The 24,936-nt window shown below is 39.4% G+C and carries 20 protein-coding genes and 1 pseudogene; 20 read left to right on the top strand and 1 reads right to left on the bottom strand.

The window, feature by feature from the left end; all coding sequences use genetic code 11:
• Positions 1-11 precede the first annotated feature (11 nt).
• From SMIDD28_RS12005 to SMIDD28_RS01295, 12 genes and pseudogenes are all read left to right on the top strand, one after another.
• A pseudogene (locus tag SMIDD28_RS12005) lies at positions 12-785 on the top strand (ABC transporter ATP-binding protein); the annotation flags it as partial.
• Positions 786-971: 186 nt separating this feature from the next.
• Complete coding sequence (locus tag SMIDD28_RS12000) at positions 972-1,694, top strand: ABC transporter ATP-binding protein (protein ID WP_231075121.1); 723 nt, start codon at positions 972-974, stop codon at positions 1,692-1,694.
• Between the two features lie 157 nt (positions 1,695-1,851).
• Complete coding sequence (locus SMIDD28_RS01340; protein ID WP_061424133.1) at positions 1,852-2,946, top strand: cystathionine gamma-synthase; 1,095 nt, start codon at positions 1,852-1,854, stop codon at positions 2,944-2,946.
• 7 nt (positions 2,947-2,953) lie between these two features.
• Complete coding sequence (locus SMIDD28_RS01335) at positions 2,954-4,120, top strand: MalY/PatB family protein (RefSeq protein WP_061424131.1); 1,167 nt, start codon at positions 2,954-2,956, stop codon at positions 4,118-4,120.
• Positions 4,121-4,212: 92 nt separating this feature from the next.
• Positions 4,213-7,311 (top strand): pilus expression-regulating Snf2 family helicase, encoded by a 3,099-nt coding sequence (locus SMIDD28_RS01330; protein ID WP_061424129.1) that lies wholly within the window; start codon positions 4,213-4,215, stop codon positions 7,309-7,311.
• A 47-nt stretch (positions 7,312-7,358) separates the two neighbouring features.
• Positions 7,359-7,976, top strand: a complete 618-nt coding sequence (locus SMIDD28_RS01325; RefSeq protein ID WP_061424127.1) for a divisome accessory protein ZapJ — start codon at positions 7,359-7,361, stop codon at positions 7,974-7,976.
• A 10-nt stretch (positions 7,977-7,986) separates the two neighbouring features.
• On the top strand, positions 7,987-9,321 hold the full coding sequence (gene murC / locus SMIDD28_RS01320; protein WP_061424125.1) for a UDP-N-acetylmuramate--L-alanine ligase: 1,335 nt from the start codon (positions 7,987-7,989) through the stop codon (positions 9,319-9,321).
• 9 nt (positions 9,322-9,330) lie between these two features.
• Positions 9,331-9,792, top strand: a complete 462-nt coding sequence (locus SMIDD28_RS01315) for a GNAT family N-acetyltransferase (RefSeq protein ID WP_061424123.1) — start codon at positions 9,331-9,333, stop codon at positions 9,790-9,792.
• Positions 9,789-10,283 (top strand): GNAT family N-acetyltransferase, encoded by a 495-nt coding sequence (locus tag SMIDD28_RS01310; protein WP_061424121.1) that lies wholly within the window; start codon positions 9,789-9,791, stop codon positions 10,281-10,283. Before SMIDD28_RS01315 ends, SMIDD28_RS01310 begins: the two co-directional genes overlap by 4 nt.
• An 80-nt stretch (positions 10,284-10,363) precedes the next feature.
• Positions 10,364-12,028, top strand: a complete 1,665-nt coding sequence (mltG, locus tag SMIDD28_RS01305) for an endolytic transglycosylase MltG (RefSeq protein ID WP_061424119.1) — start codon at positions 10,364-10,366, stop codon at positions 12,026-12,028.
• A 61-nt stretch (positions 12,029-12,089) separates the two neighbouring features.
• Positions 12,090-12,572 (top strand): transcription elongation factor GreA, encoded by a 483-nt coding sequence (gene greA / locus SMIDD28_RS01300; RefSeq protein ID WP_000818768.1) that lies wholly within the window; start codon positions 12,090-12,092, stop codon positions 12,570-12,572.
• A gap of 75 nt (positions 12,573-12,647) precedes the next feature.
• Entirely contained in the window at positions 12,648-14,012 is a 1,365-nt protein-coding gene (locus SMIDD28_RS01295) for an amino acid permease (RefSeq protein ID WP_061424117.1), read from the top strand.
• Between the two features lie 125 nt (positions 14,013-14,137).
• Here SMIDD28_RS01295 and SMIDD28_RS01290 read toward each other — a convergent pair whose 3' ends face one another.
• On the bottom strand, positions 14,138-15,064 hold the full coding sequence (locus SMIDD28_RS01290) for a helix-turn-helix domain-containing protein (RefSeq protein WP_061424115.1): 927 nt from the start codon (positions 15,062-15,064) through the stop codon (positions 14,138-14,140).
• Positions 15,065-15,256: 192 nt separating this feature from the next.
• Here SMIDD28_RS01290 and SMIDD28_RS01285 point away from each other — a divergent pair, with 192 nt between their 5' ends.
• The 8 genes from SMIDD28_RS01285 (at position 15,257) to SMIDD28_RS01250 (ending at position 24,931) form a co-directional block, all read left to right on the top strand.
• Positions 15,257-18,058 carry an SEC10/PgrA surface exclusion domain-containing protein gene (locus SMIDD28_RS01285; protein WP_061424113.1) on the top strand — a complete coding sequence of 934 codons (2,802 nt, stop codon included), beginning with the start codon at positions 15,257-15,259 and terminating at the stop codon, positions 18,056-18,058.
• A gap of 3 nt (positions 18,059-18,061) precedes the next feature.
• On the top strand, positions 18,062-18,418 hold the full coding sequence (locus SMIDD28_RS01280) for a hypothetical protein (protein WP_061424111.1): 357 nt from the start codon (positions 18,062-18,064) through the stop codon (positions 18,416-18,418).
• Positions 18,419-18,429: 11 nt separating this feature from the next.
• Complete coding sequence (locus tag SMIDD28_RS01275) at positions 18,430-19,521, top strand: DUF6287 domain-containing protein (RefSeq protein ID WP_061424109.1); 1,092 nt, start codon at positions 18,430-18,432, stop codon at positions 19,519-19,521.
• Positions 19,522-19,538: 17 nt separating this feature from the next.
• On the top strand, positions 19,539-20,468 hold the full coding sequence (locus SMIDD28_RS01270; protein WP_061424107.1) for a PspC-like choline-binding domain-containing protein: 930 nt from the start codon (positions 19,539-19,541) through the stop codon (positions 20,466-20,468).
• A gap of 72 nt (positions 20,469-20,540) precedes the next feature.
• A complete protein-coding gene (locus SMIDD28_RS01265) occupies positions 20,541-22,454 on the top strand; it encodes an AAA family ATPase (protein WP_061424105.1) in 1,914 nt (637 codons plus the stop codon).
• A 21-nt stretch (positions 22,455-22,475) separates the two neighbouring features.
• The gene (locus SMIDD28_RS01260) at positions 22,476-22,961 is read left to right on the top strand and encodes a hypothetical protein (RefSeq protein WP_061424103.1); all 486 of its coding nucleotides are present in this window, start codon (positions 22,476-22,478) and stop codon (positions 22,959-22,961) included.
• A gap of 329 nt (positions 22,962-23,290) precedes the next feature.
• Positions 23,291-23,701, top strand: a complete 411-nt coding sequence (locus SMIDD28_RS01255; protein WP_081103168.1) for a GNAT family N-acetyltransferase — start codon at positions 23,291-23,293, stop codon at positions 23,699-23,701.
• A gap of 384 nt (positions 23,702-24,085) precedes the next feature.
• Positions 24,086-24,931: an ABC transporter ATP-binding protein gene (locus SMIDD28_RS01250; RefSeq protein WP_081103166.1), complete on the top strand. Its 846-nt coding sequence runs from the start codon at positions 24,086-24,088 to the stop codon at positions 24,929-24,931.
• Positions 24,932-24,936 lie beyond the last annotated feature (5 nt).

Genomic DNA, 24,936 nt, shown 5'->3' with positions numbered 1-24,936 from the left:
AAGGAGTGTTTATGAAACTAAAATTATTAAGAGTAGATACTAAGGTAATTATGGGGAGTTTCTTCCTTGTTCTGTCTAGTCTACTTGCTTTGTTGCTTCCCCTTATCTTAAAAGGTTTAATAGATGGGAGTTCTATTGAAAATATAGGTTCCAAAGTATTTCAATCGTTTTTGATTTTTATTGGTCAAGCCTTGTTTTCTTCTATTGGTTACTATTTGTTTAGTCAATCGGGTGAAAAAAAGATAGCAAAAATCAGGAAAAAAGTGATAGAGGGGTTGATTTATGCAGAGAAATCCTTCTTTGATAAGAGCCAAAGTGGGGAGTTGACTTCTGCCATTGTTAATGACACGAGTGTCATTCGTGAGTTTTTAATTACGACTTTCCCAAATATTATTTTGAGTTTAGTTATGGTACTTGGTTCCATCATAGTCTTATTTAGTCTTGATTGGAATCTTTCTCTACTTTTATTCATCACTCTTCCTTGTATGATGTTTATTATCTTGCCACTTTCCAATATCAGTGAAAAGTATAGTCGTCGTTTACAGGAGGAAATCGGATTTTTAACAGGGCAATTAACTGAAAAGATTCAAGAACATGAATTAATTAAGACCAATCAAGCAGAGAAAAGTGTACAGGATGTTTTGGATAATTGTATTGAAAGGGTACAAAACAATTCATTGAAATCAGATAGGGTTACTTCTTTTGAGACCCCATTTGCTCTCTTATTTATCTTTGCGACTATAGCTGTGATGCTAACCTATGGGGGTTATCGGGTCAGCGCAGGATATATATCTGTGGGAACCTTGGTTTCGTTTTTGATTTACCTCTTTCAATTACTTAATCCTATTAGTAATATAGCTAATTTTGTAACTGTTTATTCTAGGAGCAAGGGATCTTCAGTTGCACTGGAGAACTTGCTTGCAGTTCCTAGAGAAAGATTTGAGGGAGGAGAATCGGTATCAGGACAAGGGTTGAATTTTAACCATGTCTATTTTGGTTATGATGAAAATCGACCTGTCTTAAAGGATATTACTTTTTCCATTTTCAAGGGGCAAAAAATTGCTTTTGTTGGACCATCTGGATCAGGAAAATCAACGATTGTGCGTTTGTTAGAGCGGTTTTATAAACCGCTTTCAGGAGATATTCTAATGGAGCAATCAAGTATATATGATTTTAACTTAAAAGAATGGAGAGGTAAAATCGCTTGGGTTTCACAAAATAATGCAGTCTTATCTGGCAGTATTCGTGACAATCTTTGTCTCGGTTTGAATCGCTTAGTAGCTGATGATGAATTGATGAAAGTGCTAGACTTAGTATCACTAGGTGATGAGATTCGCTCCATGAAAGAGGGACTAGATACTGAAGCTGGTGAACGCGGACGACTCTTGTCAGGGGGACAAAGCCAAAGACTTCAAATAGCTAGAGCCTACTTAAAAGATGCTGAAATTCTTATATTTGATGAAGCCACTGCTAATCTTGATGCGGATTCTGAGTATGCGATTATCAGTAGCCTCTATTCTGTATTAAAGGAGAAGACGGTTGTGATTATAGCGCATCGTTTGTCAACGGTAAAAGATGTGGATTGTATTTTCTTCTTAGAGGAGGGGAAAATCACTGGCTCAGGAACTCATAAGGAACTACTGGAAAATCATGAGCGTTATGCTCGTTTTGTGCAGGAGCAAATGATAGAGTGAAGGTGTCTTTTGAGATTCACCATTTTATAGTCTATTAAAGGGAGCAGGAAAAACTCCCTTTTTATATAGTTTAAAACTATAACTAGCTCTTGAAAAGAAGAAAATGAGTTGATGAAAATAAGTGGTACAATAGTTACTATAGATTTGGAGGAATTGTATGAGCAAGGAATTACACATCAACACAATTTTGGCCCAGGCGGGCATTAAATCAGATGAAGCGACAGGGGCCTTGGTGACACCGCTTCATTTTTCAACGACCTATCAGCATCCAGAGTTTGGTCGATCTACTGGTTTTGACTATACACGCACTAAAAACCCAACTCGCAGTAAGGCAGAAGAAGTCTTGGCGGCTATTGAGTCCGCAGACTATGCCCTAGCTACTAGCTCAGGGATGTCAGCTATTGTACTGGCCTTTAGCGTCTTTCCAGTAGGAAGTAAGGTCTTGGCGGTGCGTGACCTTTATGGAGGTTCTTTCCGCTGGTTCAACCAAGTGGAGCAGGAAGGACGTTTCCATTTTACCTATGCCAATACAGAAGAAGAGTTGATTGCCGAGTTAGAAAAGGATGTTGACGTTCTCTATATCGAAACACCAACCAATCCCTTGATGTTGGAATTTAATATCGAAAAACTAGCAAAATTGGCTCATGCTAAGGGTGCCAAAGTGGTGGTGGACAATACCTTCTATAGTCCCATCTACCAACGTCCGATTGAAGATGGAGCAGATATGGTTCTTCATTCAGCAACCAAGTATCTAGCAGGCCACAATGATGTCTTAGCTGGAGTGGTTGTGACCAATAGTTTAGAACTATACGAGAAGCTCTTTTACAATCTCAATACGACAGGGGCAGTCTTGTCTCCATTTGACAGTTATCAATTGATTCGTGGTCTCAAGACCTTGTCTCTTCGTATGGAACGTTCAACAGCTAATGCCCAAGAAGTGGTTGCCTTTTTGAAGGATTCTCCAGCAGTTAAGGAAGTTCTCTACACTGGTCGTGGAGGCATGATTTCCTTTAAAGTAGCGGATGAAACACGCATTCCTCACATTTTAAACAGCCTCAAGGTCTTCTCTTTTGCGGAAAGTTTGGGTGGGGTGGAAAGTCTTATTACTTATCCAACGACGCAAACTCACGCTGATATTCCAGCAGAAGTACGCCATTCTTATGGTTTGACAGATGACCTCTTGCGTTTGTCTATTGGGATTGAGGATGCTAGAGATTTGATTGCAGATTTGCGCCAAGCCTTGGAAGGATAAGACAAAGATGGGAAAATATGATTTTACAAGCCTGCCCAATCGTTTAGGGCACCATACCTATAAATGGAAAGAAGCAGAAACGGATAGTGAAGTCCTACCAGCTTGGATAGCGGATATGGACTTTGTAGTCTTGCCTGAAATCCGCCAAGCCGTGCAGACTTACGCTGATCAACTGGTTTATGGCTATACCTATGCCAGTGAAGAGTTAATTAAGGAAGTTCAAAAGTGGGAAGCTACACAACACGGTTACCACTTTGACAAAGAAGCTCTTGTCTTTATCGAGGGTGTGGTACCAGCCATCTCAACAGCTATTCAAGCTTTCACAAAAGAAAGCGAGGCGGTTCTGATTAACACACCTGTCTACCCACCTTTTGCTCGCAGTGTCAAGTTGAACAACCGTAGATTGATTACCAATTCTTTGGTGGAAAAGGATGGTCTGTTTGAAATTGACTTTGATCAACTGGAGAAGGATTTGGTGGAAGAGGAGGTCAAACTCTATATTCTTTGCAACCCTCACAATCCTGGTGGACGTGTTTGGGAAAAAGAAGTGTTGGAGAAGATTGGTCAACTCTGCCAAAAACATGGTGTTTTATTGGTTTCAGATGAGATTCACCAAGATTTGGTCCTCTTTGGTCACAAACACCAGTCTTTCAATACCGTCAACCCTGACTTTAAAGAATTTGCCATCGTCTTGACCAGTGCTACTAAAACCTTTAATATTGCTGGAACAAAAAATTCATATGCAGTCATTGAAAATCCTAAGTTGAGACTGGCTTACCAGAAACGCCAGTTGACCAATAATCAGCATGAAATTTCAGGCTTGGGTTATTTGGCGACAGAAGCTGCTTATCGCTATGGGAAGGATTGGCTAGAGGAACTCAAGCAAGTCTTTGAAGACCATATTAATTATGTGGTAGATTTATTTGGAAAAGAGACTAAAATCAAGGTCATGAAGCCGCAAGGAACCTACTTGATTTGGCTTGATTTTTCGGCCTATGACCTGACTGATGAAAAATTACAAGAGCTTTTGAGAAATGAAGCCAAGGTTATCCTCAATCGTGGTTTGGATTTTGGAGAGGAAGGAAGTCTCCATGCCCGCCTCAATGTAGCTATGCCTAAATCTCTGTTGCAAGAAGTGTGTCAGCGAATTGTGACGACTTTTGCTAAACGTTAAAAATCCAGCCTTCTAGGAGAAAAGTCATCCTAGAAGGCTATTTTCATAGGGGAAAATATGGTATAATAAAAAGATAAGGTAAAGGTAAAAATATGGCTAAATTGATTCCGGGGAAAGTTCGTATCGAAGGCGTTGCCCTTTATGAAACTGGTAAGGTTGATATCATCAAGGAAAAGAACAATCGGCTCTATGCTCGCGTTGCAGAAGAAGAACTGCGCTATAGTTTAGCGGATGATTTGGTTTTTTGTGCCTGCGATTTTTTCCAAAAGAGGGGCTACTGTGTGCATTTGGCAGCGCTAGAGCATTTTCTGAAAAATGATGAGCGTGGTCAGGAAATCTTGCAGAGTCTGGAAGAAGGGCATGAAGAAAAAGAGGCTGTTGAAACCAAGGTGACCTTGGGTGGCAAATTTTTAGAACGAATCTTGTCTCCAAAATCAGACCGCTCCTATGAGTTATCGGCTGTGGGACAGGTGGAAGCAGGAACCAATCATATCTTGTGGACTCTGAGAATCGGGCAAATCAATAGCCAAAAATACTACGTCATTCGGGATATTCCACTCTTTTTAAGAATTGTCGAGCAGAGAAAGTCTTATATGATTGGCAAGATTTATGAGGAGTCTCTATCTTGGGAAGACTTTGATGAAGCCAGCCAAGAACTTCTTACTTTCTTGCGGGGGTTAACGCAAGAAGGACTGGCTTCAGATCTCTTTTTCCAAAACCAAGGTCGACACTTCTTTTTCCCTCTGACCTTTTTTGAGCAGGGTGTGAATTTACTGATGACCTTGCCCCATTTTCAATTTGACCACCAAGTGGATAGCTACCAAACCCTACTTTTTCAGGATATGAATGCGGATGCTAATCTTTTTGCCTTTACAGTAACAGAATACTCTGACTATTTTGAAATGGAGATCAGCGAGAGCCCCAGGGTCAATGTCTTTTATCAGGGAGCTGTGCTTTTCCATAAAGGACAGGTTTATTTTCTAACAGATCAGCAGATGCGTCTTCTCAAGGAAATAAAAGCGTTGCCTTTGGTTCAACAGGGAAAGAAATATCTGCAATTTGATAGCAGTGACCGAGATAAGTTGGCTTCTTGTTTAACTCTTTTTAGCCAGATGGGCACCGTTTCAGCTCCAGAACGCTTACAAATCAAATCCTTTGCGCCCTCTTTTTACTTTGACAGGGAAGAGGACAATCGGATTCGTTTAGAAATTCAGTTTGATTATGGAGACAGGAAGGTATCTAGCCGACAAGAGCTAGAAGAATTACCTTTTTCGAGTGATGCTGACTTAGAAGAAAGAATTTTCCAAGTCTGTTTGGCAGCTGGTTTTGAAGCAGACTTTCAATCTTGGCGTCAGGCCTTAAAAGCAGAGTCTGTCTATCATTTTTTCCATGAAATCATTCCAGTCTTTGAAAAACTCGGAAATGTTGACCTCTCAGATAAGCTAGAAGAGCTTTATAGCCTAGCGAGTCCTCAAGTGCAGATTGCTTCCAAGGGAGGTCTCTTGGAAATCCAGTTCGATTTTCAAGATATCGCCCAAGAGGAAATCGACCAAGCCATGCAAGCCTTGGTTGCCAATCAAGATTTTTACATTGATTCGTCCAATCAAGTCTACTTTTTCGATGAAGAAACCAAGAAAATTCGTCAAAATCTACAGGAGCTGGGGCAGTTTGAACTAAAAGATGGCTCCTTGCAGGCTCGAAAATCCTTGGCCTACAGTTTAGCTCATCTTTTTGAGGGGCGTGACCGTGTTTCTTTTTCACAGGAATTCCAGAATTTGGCCCATGATTTGACGCATCCAGAGGACTTTCCTAGACAAGCAACTCAGGTTCAGGCTGATTTGCGAGATTATCAGGAAAAGGGAATCGGCTGGCTACAAATGCTCCATCATTATGGTTTTGGTGGGATTTTGGCTGATGATATGGGACTTGGTAAAACCCTGCAGACCATTGCTTTTTTGACCAGTCAAGTGACAAAAGAAAGTCGGGTTTTGATTTTGGCTCCGTCGGGTTTGATTTACAACTGGGCAGATGAATTTCAGAAATTTGCCCCACAGTTGGATGTGGCTGTTGTGCATGGTCTGAAAACTAGTCGTGAAGAGATTCTTGCTGAGAGCCATCAAATCTATGTGACCAGCTATGCTACCTTCCGTCAGGACAGTGAGCTTTATCAGGGAATGGCCTTTGACTTCCTTTTCTTAGATGAGGCTCAGGTCATGAAAAATGCCCAGACCAAGATTGCCCAGACCTTGAGACAATTTGTGGTGCCGTCGGTCTTTGCCTTGTCAGGAACTCCTATTGAAAACCATCTGGGTGAGTTGTGGTCTATTTTCCAAATCGTCTTGCCAGGACTTTTGCCAAGCAAGAAAGAATTTATGAAATTGCCAGCCGAGCGCGTGGCTCAGTTTATCAAGCCTTTCGTTATGAGGCGCAAGAAAGAAGAAGTTCTGACTGAATTACCAGACTTGATTGAAGTGGTTTATAAAAATGAACTGGAAGACCAGCAAAAGGCTATTTACCTGGCCCAGTTGCAACAGATGCGGGACCGTCTAGCTCAAGTGTCAGATCAGGAATTTCAGCGAAGTCGTGTGGAAATCTTATCAGGTCTGATGCGCTTGCGCCAAATCTGTGACACTCCTGCCCTCTTTATGGAGGATTATCAGGGAGCCAGTGGTAAACTGGATAGTCTCCGAGACCTGCTGGTACAGGTGGCAGACGGTGGACACCGTGTCTTGATTTTCTCGCAGTTCAAGAGAATGTTGGAGAAAATAGAACAAGAATTGCCAGACTTGGGCTTGACTTCCTTTAAAATTACGGGTTCAACCCCAGCCAAGGAAAGACAAGATATGACCAAAACCTTTAACCAAGGGGAAAGAGATGCCTTTCTGATTTCCCTCAAGGCGGGTGGGGTTGGTCTGAACCTAACAGGTGCTGATACGGTTATTTTGGTTGACCTTTGGTGGAATCCTGCGGTGGAGGCGCAAGCCATTGGCCGTGCCCATCGGATGGGTCAGGAAGAAACGGTTGAGGTTTATCGCTTGGTGACCAGGGGAACCATTGAAGAAAAAATTCAGGAACTCCAAGAGCAAAAGAAACATCTGGTGTCACAAGTATTGGATGGCACAGAGTCACGTGGCAGTCTAACCCTAGCAGAAATTAGAGAAATTTTGGGAATTTCTGAAGCCAGCACTTGAAAAATCAAGACAATACGCTATAATGAAGTGTTGAAAGGAAATAGAAAATGAAACAAGAACGATTTCCATTGGTGTCAGATGACGAGGTCATGTTGACTGAAATGCCAGTCATGAACTTGTATGATGAGTCTGATTTGATCAGTAATATCAAGGGTGAATATCGGGATAAAAATTATTTAGAATGGGCTCCTACTACTGAAGAGGCGCCAGTAAAACCGATTGAAAAGCAAGTCGAGAAACCTAAAAAGGCTCCTTTAGGGGTTAAAAAAGAAGGAAAGAGCTATGCGGAGGTGGCGCGTGAAGAAGCGCGTGCAGACTTGAAAAAGAAACGCTCTGCTAACTACCTAACTCAGGATTTCAGCCGTACGAGACGTCATTCTAAATCAGGCCTTGTTAGACAGGGTAACCAACCGACAGCTCCTTTCCAAAAGGAAAATCCTGGTGAATTTGTCAAATATAGCCAAAAATTGACCCAGTCTCATTATATCTTGGCGGAAGAAGTTCATTCTATCCCTACCAAGAATGAAGAAGTGTCAGCACCTGCTCCAAAGAAAAACAACTATGATTTTCTGAAGAAGAGCCAAATCTACAATAAAAAAAGTAAACAAACAGAACAAGAACGTCGGGTTGCCCAAGAGTTGAATCTGACAAGAATTACAGAATAGGGGAGAAAACATGCCAAAGACATATCATTTTATCGGAATTAAGGGATCAGGGATGAGTGCCTTGGCCTTGATGTTGCACCAAATGGGGCATAAGGTACAGGGATCAGATGTTGAAAAGTACTACTTTACTCAACGTGGTCTTGAGCAGGCAGGAATTACTATTCTTCCTTTTGATGAAAAGAACCTAGACGGTGATATGGAAATTATCGCTGGAAATGCCTTTCGTCCAGATAACAACGTTGAAATTGCCTATGCGGACCAAAATGGCATCAGCTACAAACGTTACCATGAATTTCTAGGTAGCTTTATGCGTGACTTTGTTAGCATGGGAGTAGCAGGAGCACATGGAAAAACTTCAACGACAGGTATGTTGTCTCATGTCTTGTCTCACATCACAGACACCAGCTTCTTGATTGGGGATGGGACAGGTCGTGGTTCGGCCAATGCCAAATATTTTGTCTTTGAATCTGACGAATATGAGCGTCATTTCATGCCTTACCATCCAGAATACTCTATTATTACCAACATTGACTTTGACCATCCAGACTATTTCACAAGTCTCGAGGATGTTTTCAATGCCTTTAACGACTATGCCAAACAAATTACCAAGGGTCTTTTTGTCTATGGTGAAGATGCAGAATTGCGTAAAATTACGTCTGATGCACCAATTTATTACTATGGTTTTGAAGCAGAAGGTAATGACTTTGTAGCTAGCGAACTTCTTCGTTCTACAACTGGTTCAACCTTCACGGTTCATTTCCGTGGACAAGACTTGGGGCAATTCCACATCCCAACCTTTGGTCGTCACAATATCATGAATGCGACAGCCGTTATTGCTCTTCTTTACACAGCAGGCTTTGATTTGAACTTGGTGCGTGAACACTTGAAAACATTTGCAGGTGTTAAGCGTCGTTTCACTGAGAAAATTGTCAATGATACAGTAATTATTGATGACTTTGCCCACCATCCAACAGAAATTATTGCGACCTTGGATGCGGCTCGTCAGAAATACCCAAGCAAGGAAATTGTAGCAGTCTTCCAACCGCATACCTTTACAAGAACCATTGCCTTGTTAGATGACTTTGCTCACGCTTTGAACCAAGCAGATGCGGTTTACCTAGCGCAAATTTATGGGTCAGCTCGTGAAGTAGATCATGGTGACGTTAAGGTAGAAGACCTAGCCCAAAAAATCAACAAAAAACACCAAGTGGTCACTGTTGAAAATGTTTCTCCACTCCTAGACCATGACAATGCTGTTTACGTCTTTATGGGAGCAGGGGACATCCAAACCTATGAATACTCATTTGAGCGTCTCTTGTCAAACTTGACCAGTAATGTTCAATAGGTTATTCTCATGGAAATTCCAATTAAGATCATTCAGGCAAGTAAGTCTGATTTGGCTGAGATAGAGGCACTTCAAACTTCGTCTTTTCCAGCTGAAAAGCAGCTGACTTTCCATATTTTAGAAGAAAGTATCCGTAAGTGTGCGGATACCTTTCTTCTAGCTAGGGATGAAAATCAACTTTTAGGCTATATTCTATCAAGTCCCCAGTCAGACAATCCGCAATGTCTAAAAGTACATTCTTTAGTCATTGAGGCTGACCATCAGAGACAGGGCTTGGGAACACTTCTTCTTGCAGCCTTGAAAGAGGTGGCAGTTGAGCTGGATTACAAAGCTATTCGTTTGGAGAGTCCTTCTGAGCTGCTTTCCTATTTTGAAATGAACGGTTTTATTGATGAAGAAACTTCTCTTTATGAAACTAGCCAGAGTTTTAGTATGATTTGGTTTAATCCCTTTTATCTGGAGGCACAATGAAAATCAGACAAGCAAGATTAGAAGATTTGGATCGTATCGTTGAGATTGAACTAGAAAATTTTTCGATCGAAGAAGCCATTCCTCGCACTGTTTTTGAGGCGCATTTGCGAGAAATTCAGACCTCTTTTCTGGTTGCAGAAAAAGAAGGTAGAATCATGGGTTATATCGAAGGGCCAGTTGGCCCCCACCGCCATCTGCAAGACCAGTCTTTTACAGAAGAGATAGAAGATTATAGTCATGAGCCTGGTGGCTATATCTCTGTGACCTGTCTTTCTATTGCCAAAGAAGCACAGGGCCTCGGACTGGGTCAAAAATTGCTGACAGCCTTGAAAGAAGTTGCTTTTGAGGATAAGAGAGAAGGCATTAACCTCACCTGCCATGACTATCTCATCCCCTACTATGAAAAACATGGATTTGTCAATGAAGGCTTTTCTCAGTCAACCTTTGCAGGGGAAACTTGGTATGATATGGTATGGGAAACGAAAAAATAAGCTAGGAAAAGTATCATAGGTTGCTTTTCTTGGACTTTTAAGATATAATATTATGGATTGTCAACAAGGAGGAAAAACTTTTGAGTGAAAAGTCAAGAGAAGAAGAGAAATTAAGCTTTAAAGAGCAGATTCTGAGAGATTTAGAAAAAGTAAAAGGCTATGATGAAGTTCTGAAAGAAGATAAGGCAGTAGTTCGCACTCCTGCAAATGAACCTTCAGCTGAAGAACTCATGGCTGATTCCTTGTCAACGGTAGAGGAGATTATGAGAAAAGCTCCTACCGTGCCTACTCACCCAAGTCAAGATGTACCAGCTTCTCCAGCAGATGAGATTCAAAGAGAAACTCCTGGTGTTCCAAGTCATCCAAGTCAAGATGTACCTTCTTCTCCAGCGGAAGAAAGTGGATCAAGACCAGGTCCAGGTCCTGTTAGACCTAAGAAATTTGAAAGAGAATACAATGAAACCCCAACAAGGGTAGCTGTTTCCTATAAGACGGCAGAGAAAAAAGCAGAACAAGCAGGTCCAGAAACACCTACGCCTGCTACAGAAACAGTGGATATCATCAGCGATACACCACGTCGTAGTCGTAGAGAAGGAGTAAAACCCGTTAAGCCTAAGAAAGAGAAGAAGTCACATGTGAAAGCCTTTGTGATTTCATTCCTTGTATTCCTTACTTTGCTCTCAGCAGGTGGTTACTTTGGTTATCAGTACGTAGTAGATTCTTTATTGCCTATCGATGCTAATTCTAAGAAATATGTGACGGTTCAAATTCCTGACGGTTCAAACGTTCAAGAAATCGGTACGACGCTTGAAAAAGCTGGTTTGGTAAAGCATGGTCTGATTTTTAGCTTTTATGCCAAGTATAAAAATTATACCGACTTGAAAGCAGGTTACTACAATTTGCAAAAGAGTATGAGTACAGAAGACTTACTCAAAGAGTTGCAAAAAGGTGGAACAGATGAACCACAAGAACCTGTCCTTGCGACTTTGACAATTCCAGAAGGTTATACGATTGATCAAATTGCACAAGCGGTAGGTCAATTGCAAGGTGACTTCAAAGAGCCTTTGACAGCGGATGCTTTCCTAGCAAAAGTTCAAGATGAGAACTTTATCAGTCAAGAAGTTGCCAAATATCCGAGTCTACTTGAAAGCTTGCCTACAAAGGAAAGTGGGGCGCGTTATCGTTTGGAAGGATACCTTTTCCCAGCTACATACTCTATCAAGGAAAGCACAACTATTGAGAGCTTGATTGATGAGATGTTAGCTGCTATGGATAAGAACCTATCTCCTTACTATAGTACTATCAAATCTAAAAACTTGACTGTCAATGAGTTGTTGACCATTGCTTCCTTGGTCGAAAAAGAAGGTGCCAAGACAGAAGATCGTAAGCTCATTGCCGGTGTATTCTACAATCGTTTGAATCGTGATATGCCACTTCAAAGTAACATTGCAATCTTGTATGCCCAAGGAAAACTGGGGCAAAATATCAGTCTAGCTGAGGATGTTGCGATTGATACCAACATTGATTCACCTTATAATGTTTATAAAAATGTAGGTCTCATGCCTGGTCCAGTCGATAGTCCAAGTCTGGATGCGATTGAGTCAAGCATCAATCAAACTAAGAGCGATAACCTCTACTTTGTAGCAGATGTCACAGATGGCAAGGTCTACTATGCTAACAATCAAGAAGACCACGACCGCAATGTTGCTGAACATGTCAACAGCAAATTAAACCAAACAAACTAAAATTATGTGATAATTCACATAATTTTCTTTCGAAAATATCATCAGAAGAAAGTTGAGAAAAATGGCAGAAAAAACATATCCTATGACCCTTGAGGAAAAGGAAAAACTTGAAAAAGAATTAGAAGAATTGAAATTGGTCCGCCGACCAGAAGTGGTAGAACGCATTAAGATTGCCCGTTCATACGGTGACCTTTCTGAAAACAGTGAATACGAGGCGGCTAAGGATGAACAAGCCTTTGTTGAAGGACAAATCTCTAGCTTGGAAACAAAAATCCGTTATGCTGAAATCGTCAATAGCGACTCAGTTGCTCAAGATGAAGTAGCGATTGGTAAAACAGTCACTATCCAAGAAATTGGTGAGGACGAAGAAGAAGTTTATATTATCGTAGGTTCAGCTGGTGCGGATGCCTTTGCGGGTAAAGTTTCAAATGAAAGCCCAATTGGACAAGCCTTGATTGGCAAGAAAACAGGTGATACAGCAACTATTGAAACACCTGTTGGTAGCTATGATGTAAAAATCTTAAAGGTTGAAAAAACAGCCTAAAACAGAAAAAAAGGAGTGGGGAGGCAGTGCGCTTCACTCACTCCTTTTTCCATTTTAAATTGAATTGGAGACGATATGAGTTCAAAGAAGAAAAAAAATAAGATGGAGCGTGGCCTGACCAATCGTCACGTGCAGGTTATGGCCATTGCGGGAACAATTGGAACAGGACTCTTTTTGGGAGCAGGTCGCTCTATCAGCCTAACAGGTCCTTCCATTGTACTGATTTATATGATTACTGGGGCTTTTATGTTCCTCATGATGCGTGCGGTTGGGGAAATGCTTTACCAAGACCCTGAGCAACATACCTTTATCAACTTTATCACGCGCCATTTAGGTAAGGGCTGGGGTTATTTCTCAGTTTGGTCTTATTGGCTATCCGTTGTCTTTATCGGTATGGCGGAAATCACTGCGATTTCTCACTATGTTCAGTTCTGGTTCCCTAGCTGGCCAAGTTGGATGATTGAGATTGGATTTTTGACTATTCTAGCCTTGGTCAATCTAATCGCGGTGAAGCTCTTTGGGGAAGTTGAGTTTTGGTTCGCTATGGTCAAGATTGTGGCTATTTTAGCCATGATTGCAACAGGAGTCTTTATGGTCTTGACAGGCTTTAAGACACCTCATGGAGTAGCAAGTTTGGCTAATATTGCCGACAATTTCTCCCTCTTCCCTAATGGTGGAGTGAACTTTGTCATGGCCTTCCAGATGGTTTTCTTTGCCTACCTCATGATTGAGTTTATCGGGGTAACGACTTCAGAAACAAAAAATCCACGCCAGGTCTTGCCAAAAGCCGTTAAGGAAATTCCTTTGCGTATCGCCTTTTTCTACGGTGGTGCCCTCTTAGCCATTATGGCTATCATTCCGTGGCGTGAACTTGCATCGGCTGATTCTCCCTTTGTTACAGTATTTGAGTTAGCAGGTATCAAGTGGGCGGCAGCCTTGATTAACTTCGTCGTTTTGACTTCAGCAGCATCTGCTCTTAACTCAACCCTTTATTCAACAGGTCGTCATTTGTATCAGATTGCCCATGATTCGCCCAATCCATTCTTAAAGGCGATTAAGGCAGATACTCTTTCTCGTCACAATGTGCCACAAAATGCCATCATCGCTTCAGCAATTTTGATTGCCCTAGCAGCCTTTATCAATGTCTTGCCAGGTGTTTCGGATGCCTTTGCCTTGATTACGGCATCGTCGTCTGGTGTCTATATCGCCATTTATATCTTGATTATGGTGGCTCACCTTAAATACCGCAAGTCACCAGACTTTATGGCAGATGGTTATCTCATGCCCCATTATCGTTTCCTAAATCCCTTAACCATGCTCTTCTTTGTCTTTGTCTTTGTAACCCTCTTTTTACAAGAGTCTACATTTGTAGGAGCGATCGGTTCAGCTATCTGGATTATCGGTTTTGGGATTTACAGCCAGTGGAAATTTAGAAAATAGATTAAGGACTCATCAACTCAGGTTGGTGAGTTTTTCTTTGAGATCAAGTCAAAAAAGCACCCGAGTCTAAAGTGACTTTGGTGCTTTAAAGTTGTAAATATTTTGTTCCGAACTACTGTTGATAGTTATTCTTCATCTTCTTTAGGGAATGGAATGCCCGTTTTATTTAGTCGTTGAACTTCTTGGATAAATGTATTTTTCCAAGTAAACATATATGGTAGTGGGAAAAGGTCGTTCTGGGCATCAATGTAATGAAGAAGACTATTAGCTTGTTCAATAGCCTTAGGGTTGTTTTGTCGAAGTAGATTGTATACTTTATACATGTTCAAAAAAAATAGGGAATGTATTGCAATGGTAGCGTAGGATTCTTGAGTTAGTATTAGTTTTAACTTATAGATGAGTTTTTCAGCTTTATCGTAGTAGCCATAGCGAGAGTAAGTCCTAACCAAATTAAGACCACAGTGAATATGTATGTGAGTAAAATCTACAATTCTATATTGAACCTCATCTAATCCTTTAACGATTAGATTTTCGAGGTATTCAAGGAATTGTACTTCAAAAAATTGACCTTCAAAATCAAGGAGAACATTAACAATAACAAAATCACGAATATAAAGTGTATCTATACTTAAGATATAGTCAATCAAGTAATGAATAGCTTCTAGTTCATCAGGAGTGACTTCATCCAATCTCCTTGAATATTTGCTAATGAGTAATTTTAGGGTGTAATATTCTATGACACTTGTCCACTCACTTTTTCCCCCTAATAGTTGTCTGGCTTTGGTAAAATCCTTTTTATGTAATGCATCCGTAACTTGTTTTACTCTTTGAGCAACCTTATCTTGAATATTTAACACTTCTGCATAGTCTATTGACTCTAAATTAAATCTGTTCAAAATTTCAAAAAAAGTATCGACTTTGACAGTTGATAATCCTTTTTCAAAACGACTGAGATTGTTGGGGGTAATAGCATCTCCAGCAGCCTCTTTAAGGCTCATATTGCGATCTTGACGGATTTTATGAATGATTTCTCCATAGTGTTTTGATTTCATAATGTTCTCCTTGAGCTCTATTGGTTTTATTATAACTTAAATTTCTCCATTTTTGGAAAAAACTACTGTTTTTAGTAGATTTTTTTTGAAAAATCCGGGGGGGGTATAAATTTCTACTGTTTTCAGTAGAAATATCCAAAAAGGGGATTATTTACTGTATAATCAAGTCAATCAAAACTAAAGGAGATAAGGATGAAAAAGTCCCTAATTATAACAACTGCTACAGTGGCTGGTTTGGGAGTCACTGCAACTACTCAAACAGCCTTTGCTACAGAAGCCCCAACTGAAAGCACGGTCAACGCTACTGTCAATGATAAGGTCACAGACAAAGACCTGTCTGATGCTGAAAAACGCGCTGTAGATACCGCTAAAGATGCTGACCAAAAAGCAAAAGATGCCAGTCAAGCCAAAGACGAGCTTGACAAAGCGCAAAAAGACAAAGACACTAAGAAAGCTGAGAAAGAAGCCATTGAAAAAGACCTTGAAAAGGCAAAAGGCGCTACACCTGAAAAAATCAAAGATGAAACTGATGATGTAGATGCGAAAGAAAAGGCTAAAGCTGACAAAGACGTAGATGCCAAAGATAAGGCAACCCAAGTCGAACAAAAGACTGACGAGGCCAAACGTGCTCACGATGAACTTGACAAGGCTCGTACAGGGGTTGAAAAGGCTGACAAAGAAGTGAAAGACGCAACGGACGACTTTGACCCAGCCGCGAAAGAAAAGGCACAACAAGAAAAAGATGACGCGGATAAAGATGTGCGTATCAAAGACCAAGCTAGACGCGATGCGGAAACAGAGCTAGAAAAAGCAAAAGAAGACGACAAAACGCGTGAAGCTAAGAAAGTACAAGAACGTCAAAACAAAGCCGACAAAGAAGCGGATAAAAAAGCAAAAGAAGGCGATGTCAAAGATGCAGAACAAGCCATCAAAGACGCGGAAGAAAAGCTGAAAACCGCTCAATATCCAAAAGAGGTTGTCCTCACTCCAGAATGGCGAGACAAAGCAAAAGAGTTGATTCGCAAATACAAAGAACCATATCCAGAACCATACCCAGATATGACAGGTATGGACCTAGACCAAATCAACAAAGCTGACGAAGCTTGGAGCGCTCGTTACAACGTTTGGTTGGAACAACACCGTAAAGAAATGCGTCGTTTACAGGAAGAATTGAGTCAACTTGACGAAGGTACTCGTGACAAGTGGTTAGAACTTGTACGCAACATTACCACCGATGGACTTCAAGATGAAGAAACAGAGGTTAAATATGACCCAAATAACCTCCCTCAAGATGTCGTAGATGAATTGAATGACCGATTCATTACACTTCTCAACAGTCTTCGTAAGCAACTGAACTTGCCAGAGGCAAAAATCAATACAAATAATAAAGATTTTGCCAAAGAAGTCGCAAAAGTTTACAAAGACAATAACTACCAAGAAGACGGCCATTTTGGACAAGGCATCAATGACGTTGCACGAAAACGAGGGCTAGAGGCTTCTGAAAAGCCAGGTGTCGAAACGACAGAGCAATATTATGAAAACCTTATGCCAATCGTAAGACGTGGGGATAAGATGACAAAACGAGCATTAGTAGAACAGGTGACCGAAACGTTCATGGTGTTCTTCGCAGAAGGTGATTTGACGGGGGGCTACGGCCACTTCTTTAGTCTCTTAACTGCCGATAATCTAGGATTGAGTACATCAATGATTAAAGGTGGTAAAGCCGTAGACGATTATCCGATTGAATCCGGTTTGGACCATGTACTCCGTATTCACGTTTTGCATGTAAAAGACGCAGATTATATCGACGACACTGATTCAACAGCGCAAAAAGCTAAGTTTGACGAACTCTATGGACCAAACTCTAAAGCCAATCTTCCAACACCAACGGTGAAAGACAAACAAGAAGTTGAAGCGGAATTGGAAAAAGCCAAAGCGGATAAGAAGACAGCTGAAGACAACTTGGAACACGTGAAAACAGAGCTTCAAGAAATTGAGAAACGCATTGCTGACTTGGAAAACGAAGTATCTGAAACACCAACTAAAGAAGCAAAACGCACCGAAGCTGTCAAAGAGCTTGAAAGAGCCAAAGAAAAAGCTGAAGATGCTAAACGTAAGTTGGAACGTGCAACGCTCGACGACAATGCCAAATCATTACGTCTGGAAAAAGCTCGCAAGGCAAAAGCTGAAGCAGACAAAGAATTGGCTAAGAAATTAGCAGAAAGTCAGCAAAAAGATAAAGACTTGGAAAATGCGAAGATTGAGCGATTGAAAGCGAACAAAGAGTTGAAAGACGCAGAAGACGCACTACAAAAAGCAAAAGACAAGTTGGCAGAAACCATTCGTTTGAGCCAAGAAAAAGGCAAACTGGAAGCAGAATTGCAAGCTAAGTCAAAAGAATTGGATGAAGTCTGCAAACACGTAGACGACTTGAAACGCGACGTGAAGCAAAAAGAAGACGAAGCTGAGAAAGCGAGAAAAGCCAAAGATGATGCAGAACGTGAGTATCAAAAATTGTTGCTACGTAAGACAATCGACGACGCTATCATTCCAGAGCAACCAGAATTCAAAGGTGGCGTGAACGGTGAAGGTCTAATCCAACCAGAACTACCAGAATTTCCACTAGATAAATTGCCTAAGGATGATGAGCCAGGCCAAGAACCGGGCAAAGAGCCGGGCAAAGAACCAGGTAAAGAACCAGGCCAAGAACCAGGTAAAGAGCCAGGTAAAGAGCCAGGCCAAGAACCGGGCCAAGAACCAGGCCAAGAGCCAGGTAAAGAACCAGGCCAAGAGTCAGGTCAGGCTGGTAACCAAGATGTGAAACCTGTGGGACAAGCACCAAGCTACCAAGCACCAGCAGTTCTATCTCCAGCCCAAGAAGAAGCTGGACAAAAAGCATTGCCAAATACTGGCAGTCAAATCAGCCTCCTAGCTTTATTAGGATATGGCTTATTGGCAGGATTGGGCATTGTTTTAAAGAAAAAAGAGGGATAAAAATTGAAAAAGAAACTAGCATTTGTATTATCGTTAGTGACTAGCTTATTGCTTCTTGCAGCCTGCTCATCAGCAGATGGGACTTATGTCTATCAAGGTAGCATGCCATTTATGGAAGAAGCAACTGTGACTATCCAGATCAAGGGTGACAAGGGACAAGTTCATACAAGCGGAAAAACAATTGGTATCCTAACAGAAGGTAAGCCAACGGAGCAGACAGACGAGATGAAGGTCAATCAGAAAGAAAAGACTCTTGAATTGTCTTCACTGAAACTAGGTTATGAAATCAAAGGTGGAGAGTTGACCATTACTTCAGATCCTTCTGGTGTACTAGCTGGCAAATCCTTTAAAAAGAAATAAAGGGAGGGATTATGTCCAAGAAAGGCATCTTTAGTGGCTTGTTAGTGGCTAGCTCAGTGCTTTTATTAGCAGCCTGTGGGCAGCAAGCTAGCCAGACAAGCGAAGCTGAGTCGGCTGACGCTACAGTTCAAACCAGTGCTTCAGAAGACAAAAAAGCTGAACAAGCAAAAATTGATTACCAGATTGTCTATCAGAATATCTTAGACTCCTATAGAGAGCGAGTTAAGACAGCGCAAAAACAACAAATGCCACAGAATTCGACAGGTAACAAAGAAGAGTCTTATATCGATTCCATTTTGTTTGATTACCAAGGAAGAGACATCAGCTATACTTTCTACGATATCAATAAGGATGGGAAGAAAGAATTGCTAATTAAGCAAGATAAGGTCTTGCTTGGGATTTACTATCTGACAGATCAGGGAGCCCAGCTAGTCAAGGCTGGTGGGGTTGCTGGTAAAGGTGGTTCACGTCAAATCTTGATTCCTTATGAAAATGGCGCCATCTCTTACTTGATTTTCAGCGCTTCTAGACCGGAGGCCATTGCTAAAACTTATCTCTTTGCGGATGGCCGTTATCAGGAAGCCAGCTCAGTTGACTATGATTTGAGAGAAACCAAGGATCCTTCAAGTTTACAAGGGTTAGATGGGATTAAGCAGGTGGACTTAGAAGGCTTGAACTGGTTGATATTTGATGATGCTTCAGCTAGCCGTCCCTTTATTGACCTAGAGGAGCAGGCCAAGGGACCTGGTGCTCATCTGGCTGAGATTCATCAGAAAAACTTTAGCAGTATCAAAGGTACTTGGAAGAATAACAAGGGTGGCGAAGTCACTTTTGATGAGAATGGCTTTACAAATGGAGCGGTCTTGACTGATGCAGCACCGAAGATTGTAAATAATATGGCTCAATTTGGCATGACTTCAAGCAGTGGTGTCGGTGGCGCATCTGTTACCCTCATTCCACAAGGAATTGTGCATCCAGACTTTAATGCAGGCGATGCAACTTACACAGATGTATCTGACAGTAGCAAGGATCGGTTGTTGATTGCCCAATATGCAGGTGCATTATCCGATCCAAACGAATTTTATTATAAGGTTAGTGAGTAAAAAAGGAGAAATAGAAAATGAAACTAAAACACGTATTGACAGGAACAGTGATGGGGTTGAGTCTCGTGATGGCAGGGGTATGGAATTCTGTAGGAGCTAAGAATCTTTCATATCATTTTGAAAGAGCTACAGTTCGTCCTGATGATGGTAATGATATAAATTTTTCAGGTTACACAACTCTAGTAGATATTGATACAAAAGAAGAGATAAAGTATTTGGGGCGTGGAAGAGGTCCTGCAGAGACAATTGAAGGATATACTTATGTGAATAGTGTAAAAATTGATTCTCCATTAGGAGATAACTTGTTCCACCAATACAAGAAGAATGAATCTAGTCCAATGTATGCACTGCCAGGTGTAGGTGTTAAGACATCATCAATTCCAAAATATACATCACCAGCTAAAGAACCTATAGGACCAGAAAACGAGTCTAAAAAGAATTACGTAATCCCAGATCCAGGTTTTACATCAGGAGATCCTTTGAACAGAAATTCAAAAAAATCTGAAGAAACTCCAAAAGCTAAAAAAGTAGGTTGGGTTTTAGAAAACGGTAAATGGTTCTACTTTGACCAGTCAGGTCGTAAGCAAGTAGGTTGGCTCCAAGTAGGTGGCGTTTGGTATTACCTTGCTAATGATGGTCAAATGCAACTTGGCTGGCTCTACATCGGGAATGCCTGGTACTACCTCAATGGCTCAGGTGCAATGGTAACAGGATGGTTCCAAACAGGCGGTGTATGGTATTATCTTAATGGCTCAGGAGTCATGGTAACAGGTTGGCTTCATCAAGGGAACACTTGGTATTACTTAAACGGTTCAGGTGCTATGAATAAAGGTGGCTGGTCTCAAGTTGGAAAATCATGGTATTACTTCACAAACTCAGGAGCTCTTTTGGTAAATACTACAACACCAGATGGCTATCGCGTGAATGCTAATGGTGAGTGGGTGTAGGAGTGACAGAGCTATAGTCATACTTGATAGATAAAATATATTTTAGATATATCGTATTTAAGGAGAACAATAATGGCTTATTTTTTAGTTGGTAAAGATAATTCTTCTTTATTTTCTAAAAGAACAACTTGGGATTTTGATGCTGCAATTGCGGCTGCAAGTGATGGAGATACAATTGAAATCCAAGAAAATTTTAAAGTAGAATTTGGATCAATTCTAATTGATAAAAATTTATCATTTATTGGAAACGTTATTGAAGAGGAGCAACTCATTTTACCTACATTAGATGGTTTGTTTGCTATTGATGGTGTAAATGTGACGTTTAAAAATCTAGCTTTAAATGTCAAAGAAGAAAAATATAATTGTTTGAATATAAAACCAGGATCATCTGTACTATTAGATACTGTTCTTTTAGAATCAAATCAGACTGAAGGTGAAATTTATCCGATCTGTTATTCTAAAGATTCAACCGTTACGATTAAAAATTCTGTAGTTCGTTCTTTTCAACCAGATAAACGTCAGCGTATATATTTTGATAATTCTACAGTTCTAATTCAAGATACGAATATCTATGTTCAAACAGTATTTGATAACTCACGATTTGAATTATCCAATATTGAGTTAGAAGTTTCGGATAATAATGGAATATTCTTAGGGACAAAATCAGAAGGAAGTATTAAAAGTTCTATTTTATTTGCAGGAAGTTTTGAAAATAAGCGCTCTACAATTGAATGTACTCAATCAAGCTTAACCTTACTGGATACGAGAGTTTTTCTAGACAATGATGAGAAGTATATAAACGCTTGTTATCTAAAAGAGAGTTCCTTATCTGTAGGCTTTGCAATGCTTCATTCGATTAAAACAGTGAAATCGTCAGTCTATATTGAAGACCATCTGGGATTGGTAGAACTTGGAGATTTTGAAGATCATTCATCTGTTACTGGAAATATCTTAATGGTTTTAGGAGGAAATCATAATAAGATTAATGTATACTCTGACGGTAATTCTAACCTACGATTAAATAAAATAATTGTAGGAATGAAAACAAACCCAGATATAAAACTGGAACGAAATGTTAAATTTGAAGTCGGTGAATTACTGAGAGTAAAAACCAATGAAGATTATACAGATGTTATCTTAGATGAAAATAATCAATATACCTTAGTAAATGATGAAGTATCTATTAGTCATTTTGGTGAAAAAACAACGTTTGAAAAGTTACAGGATATGATTGGACTGGATAGTGTCAAAAATGAAGTTCAAGAATTTATTGCTATTACTAATATGAATAAATCCCGAAAAGATAAGGGCTTTAATACATCTGGAGTAACTTTGCATTCATTGTTTTTAGGAAACCCTGGTACTGGTAAAACTACAGTTGCTAGATTGATGGGGAAACTACTTTATGAAAATAATATCATTCCAACAGATAAGTATGTAGAAACGTCTCGAAGTGATTTAGTCGGTCAGCATATAGGTCATACTGCTATCAAAACAAGAAAAGTATTAGAATCTGCACTAGGTGGAGTTCTCTTTATTGATGAAGCCTATACACTTGCAAAAGGTGGAGAAAAAGATTTTGGCTCGGAAGCTATTGACGAAATCTTGAAATTCATGGAAGATCATCGAGAGGATATTGTCTTAATTTTTGCAGGTTATACAAAGGATATGGAAAAATTCTTAGAAATGAATGAAGGATTGCGGAGTCGTATTCCAAATGTATTTCATTTTGAAGATTATTCTATTGAGCAATTGTATCAGATTGGTCTAAATGATTTAGTAAGCAAGGGTTATAAAGTAGATGTAGAAGCTTATCAAAAACTTCTGAAAAATAATTTTGAAAGAAGCAATGATTTTAGTAACGGTCGCTGGGTCAGAAACCAAAATGAGAAAATTTTACGCAAGGTAGCAATGTATCTTTTTGAAAACAATATCGAGATCATAGAAACGATACCTAGTGAAGTCTTGGAGAATTGTTATATTTAATAGAAAGAGGAAAGAAAGTATATGTCAGATAATTTTAAGAAAGAATATGTAACCCCACCATCCGCAGGAGCTGCTAAAGAAAAATTTGGTAATTTCTTACAATCTGTAAGGGATCATTTAAGAGAGGACTATCGTAAACAATATGTAATTAGAAAAACATTATGTAGTTTCTTGGTCTTTCTTTTTTGGATAATGTTTTGGGTTCCTCCTTTAGGGATTTTCGGTTTTCTAATTGCTGTTGTCTTAACTTGGTTATCTTTTGTGTTTTGGCACTATTCTTATTGGAATTATCAAGGGGGAATTATACAGAATTTCTTGGATGGTCTAGTTCGCTATGGAACATTCTGGGGATTAGTAAAGAAAACTATTTTACAGTATATCTTAGTTTATTTTTGGATAACATTAGCTGCTCCAGCTTTTGGCTTCTTCATCTGGAGAAAAGCTGTAAAACATAATCAAGTTTTATATGTTACCAATGAACGCAGAGACATATGGAATGAAAACTAAATCGTTTGAAAAGTTTCCAAATTAGATGAAAGTAGTTTAAATGTATTCATCAGTGAAAGAATGAGATGCTTAGAATCTAGTATATAAGTTCCATTTGCTAGTACTAGCAATGCAAGAAAGAGTTCAATATCAATATTCTATGATGAATATTTGGAAATATAAATTGTTAAAAATATACCTTCACAACGAAGTAACAAGCATCTCCAAGAGGGGGTGCTTGTTTGTTCATTTGATGTTTATGCAAGCTGATATGCTCAATTTTTCTTTGGTTTGACAGTCTATTGAAATAAGACTATAATCAAGCTGTAATCGTTCTCTAGGAGGTTTGGATGTACTTTAGATTGGAAAATGAGGAATCCCAGAAAGTCCAGGAAATTGGGAATTTGATTCGTGCTTATAACCGTTCAAAAAGAGAAGAGGCTGAAAGTGAGCCACTGAATCTTTATGTCGAAGATGAAAAGGGCAATCTCCTGGCAGGTTTGATAGCAGAGACTTTTGGAAATTGGTTGGGAATCGAATATTTGTTTGTAAAAGAGGAATTACGAGGGCAAGGAATCGGTTCAAAACTATTGAAGCAGGCAGAAAGTGAAGCTAAGAATCGAAACTGTCGTTTTGCCTTTGTCAATACTTACCAGTTCCAGGCACCAGACTTTTATCAGAAGCATGGCTACAAGGAAGTTTTTACCTTGCAAGACTATCCCTATACAGGGCAAAGATTTTATTACCAAAAGGATTTGTAAGCTGAATATGAAAGTATAAGGCAAAGAGGGGTTCTTGACATAAGTATAAAGGAGATTCTCGATAAATATCAGTTAAATCCTACAAATTGTGTCTTTCTAGACGATATGGAGGACAATACAATCGCAGTTGAGAAATTGGGAATCAAGTCCTATCAGGTTAAGAAAAGAACTGATGTCGTCGATATTTTAAAATCCTATATTTAAACTCAACACTCTCTATTTTTTATGGTAGAGAGTTTTTTTGTTAATAAAATTTTACAAAATGACATTTATATATTGCATTAAGTTAGATATATGATATAATGTTGTTAAAAAGAGGCGCAACTTTTTAAAATTAATGATGATCAAAGAGAAAACCAAGAATATTAATGGAGGAATTACAAAATGGAAGTTATAAATGTAAGTAAACATTATGGTCATTCAATCATTCTCAAAGATATAAATTTCGCACTTAACAAGGGTGAAATTGTTGGTCTAGTAGGGAGAAACGGAGTTGGTAAGAGTACATTGATGAAAATTCTTGTTCAGAATAATCAACCGACTTCAGGGAATATTATAAGTAGTGATAATGTTGGGTATTTAATCGAAGAACCAAAGTTATTTTTATCTAAAACAGGTTTAGAGAATTTAAAATATTTGTCAAATTTATATGGTGTTGATTACAATAAAGAAAGATTTGGGAGTTTGATTCAAAAGTTAGATTTGACTCAGTCTATTAATAAAAAAGTAAAGACCTATTCTTTGGGTACAAAACAAAAATTAGCTTTGCTTCTAACTCTCGTTACGGAACCTGATATATTGATTTTAGATGAACCGACTAATGGTTTAGATATTGAATCATCACAAATAGTTTTAGCGGTTCTAAAAAACTTAGCTTTAAGTGAAAATGTGGGAATTTTAATATCGAGTCATAAATTAGAAGATATTGAAGAAATTTGTGAGAGAGTCCTCTTCTTGGAGAACGGGCTTTTGACATTCCAAAAAGTAGGAAAAGATAGTCATAATTGCTTGTTTGAGATAGCTTTTTCATCAGCTGTAGATAAAGACATTTTCATTACCAAACAAGAATTTGGGGATATTGTTCAGGAAGAGGGACTGAAAATTACTATGTCTGGGAATATTCAAAGTAGTGAGCTTTTTAAATTTTTTAACGAAAACTCTATTAAAGTAGTTGATTTTGAAACTAAAAAAGAGACGCTTAAAGATATTTATCTAAATCGTTCAAAATAAAGGAA

It is taken from the genome of Streptococcus mitis (assembly GCF_001579045.1).
Classification (GTDB): domain Bacteria; phylum Bacillota; class Bacilli; order Lactobacillales; family Streptococcaceae; genus Streptococcus; species Streptococcus mitis_D.
Note: the sequence above shows the minus strand (reverse complement) of the source record. Positions and strands in the feature narration are given on the sequence as shown.

Coding starts and splice junctions, on each gene's coding strand:
- SMIDD28_RS01340 (WP_061424133.1), top strand. CDS start 1,852: ATGAGCAAGGAATTACACATCAACACAATTTTGGCCCAGGCGGGCATT.
- SMIDD28_RS01335 (WP_061424131.1), top strand. CDS start 2,954: ATGGGAAAATATGATTTTACAAGCCTGCCCAATCGTTTAGGGCACCAT.
- SMIDD28_RS01330 (WP_061424129.1), top strand. CDS start 4,213: ATGGCTAAATTGATTCCGGGGAAAGTTCGTATCGAAGGCGTTGCCCTT.
- SMIDD28_RS01325 (WP_061424127.1), top strand. CDS start 7,359: ATGAAACAAGAACGATTTCCATTGGTGTCAGATGACGAGGTCATGTTG.
- murC (WP_061424125.1), top strand. CDS start 7,987: ATGCCAAAGACATATCATTTTATCGGAATTAAGGGATCAGGGATGAGT.
- SMIDD28_RS01315 (WP_061424123.1), top strand. CDS start 9,331: ATGGAAATTCCAATTAAGATCATTCAGGCAAGTAAGTCTGATTTGGCT.
- SMIDD28_RS01310 (WP_061424121.1), top strand. CDS start 9,789: ATGAAAATCAGACAAGCAAGATTAGAAGATTTGGATCGTATCGTTGAG.
- greA (WP_000818768.1), top strand. CDS start 12,090: ATGGCAGAAAAAACATATCCTATGACCCTTGAGGAAAAGGAAAAACTT.
- SMIDD28_RS01295 (WP_061424117.1), top strand. CDS start 12,648: ATGAGTTCAAAGAAGAAAAAAAATAAGATGGAGCGTGGCCTGACCAAT.
- SMIDD28_RS01290 (WP_061424115.1), bottom strand. CDS start 15,064: ATGAAATCAAAACACTATGGAGAAATCATTCATAAAATCCGTCAAGAT.
- SMIDD28_RS01285 (WP_061424113.1), top strand. CDS start 15,257: ATGAAAAAGTCCCTAATTATAACAACTGCTACAGTGGCTGGTTTGGGA.
- SMIDD28_RS01275 (WP_061424109.1), top strand. CDS start 18,430: ATGTCCAAGAAAGGCATCTTTAGTGGCTTGTTAGTGGCTAGCTCAGTG.
- SMIDD28_RS01270 (WP_061424107.1), top strand. CDS start 19,539: ATGAAACTAAAACACGTATTGACAGGAACAGTGATGGGGTTGAGTCTC.
- SMIDD28_RS01265 (WP_061424105.1), top strand. CDS start 20,541: ATGGCTTATTTTTTAGTTGGTAAAGATAATTCTTCTTTATTTTCTAAA.
- SMIDD28_RS01260 (WP_061424103.1), top strand. CDS start 22,476: ATGTCAGATAATTTTAAGAAAGAATATGTAACCCCACCATCCGCAGGA.
- SMIDD28_RS01255 (WP_081103168.1), top strand. CDS start 23,291: ATGTACTTTAGATTGGAAAATGAGGAATCCCAGAAAGTCCAGGAAATT.
- SMIDD28_RS01250 (WP_081103166.1), top strand. CDS start 24,086: ATGGAAGTTATAAATGTAAGTAAACATTATGGTCATTCAATCATTCTC.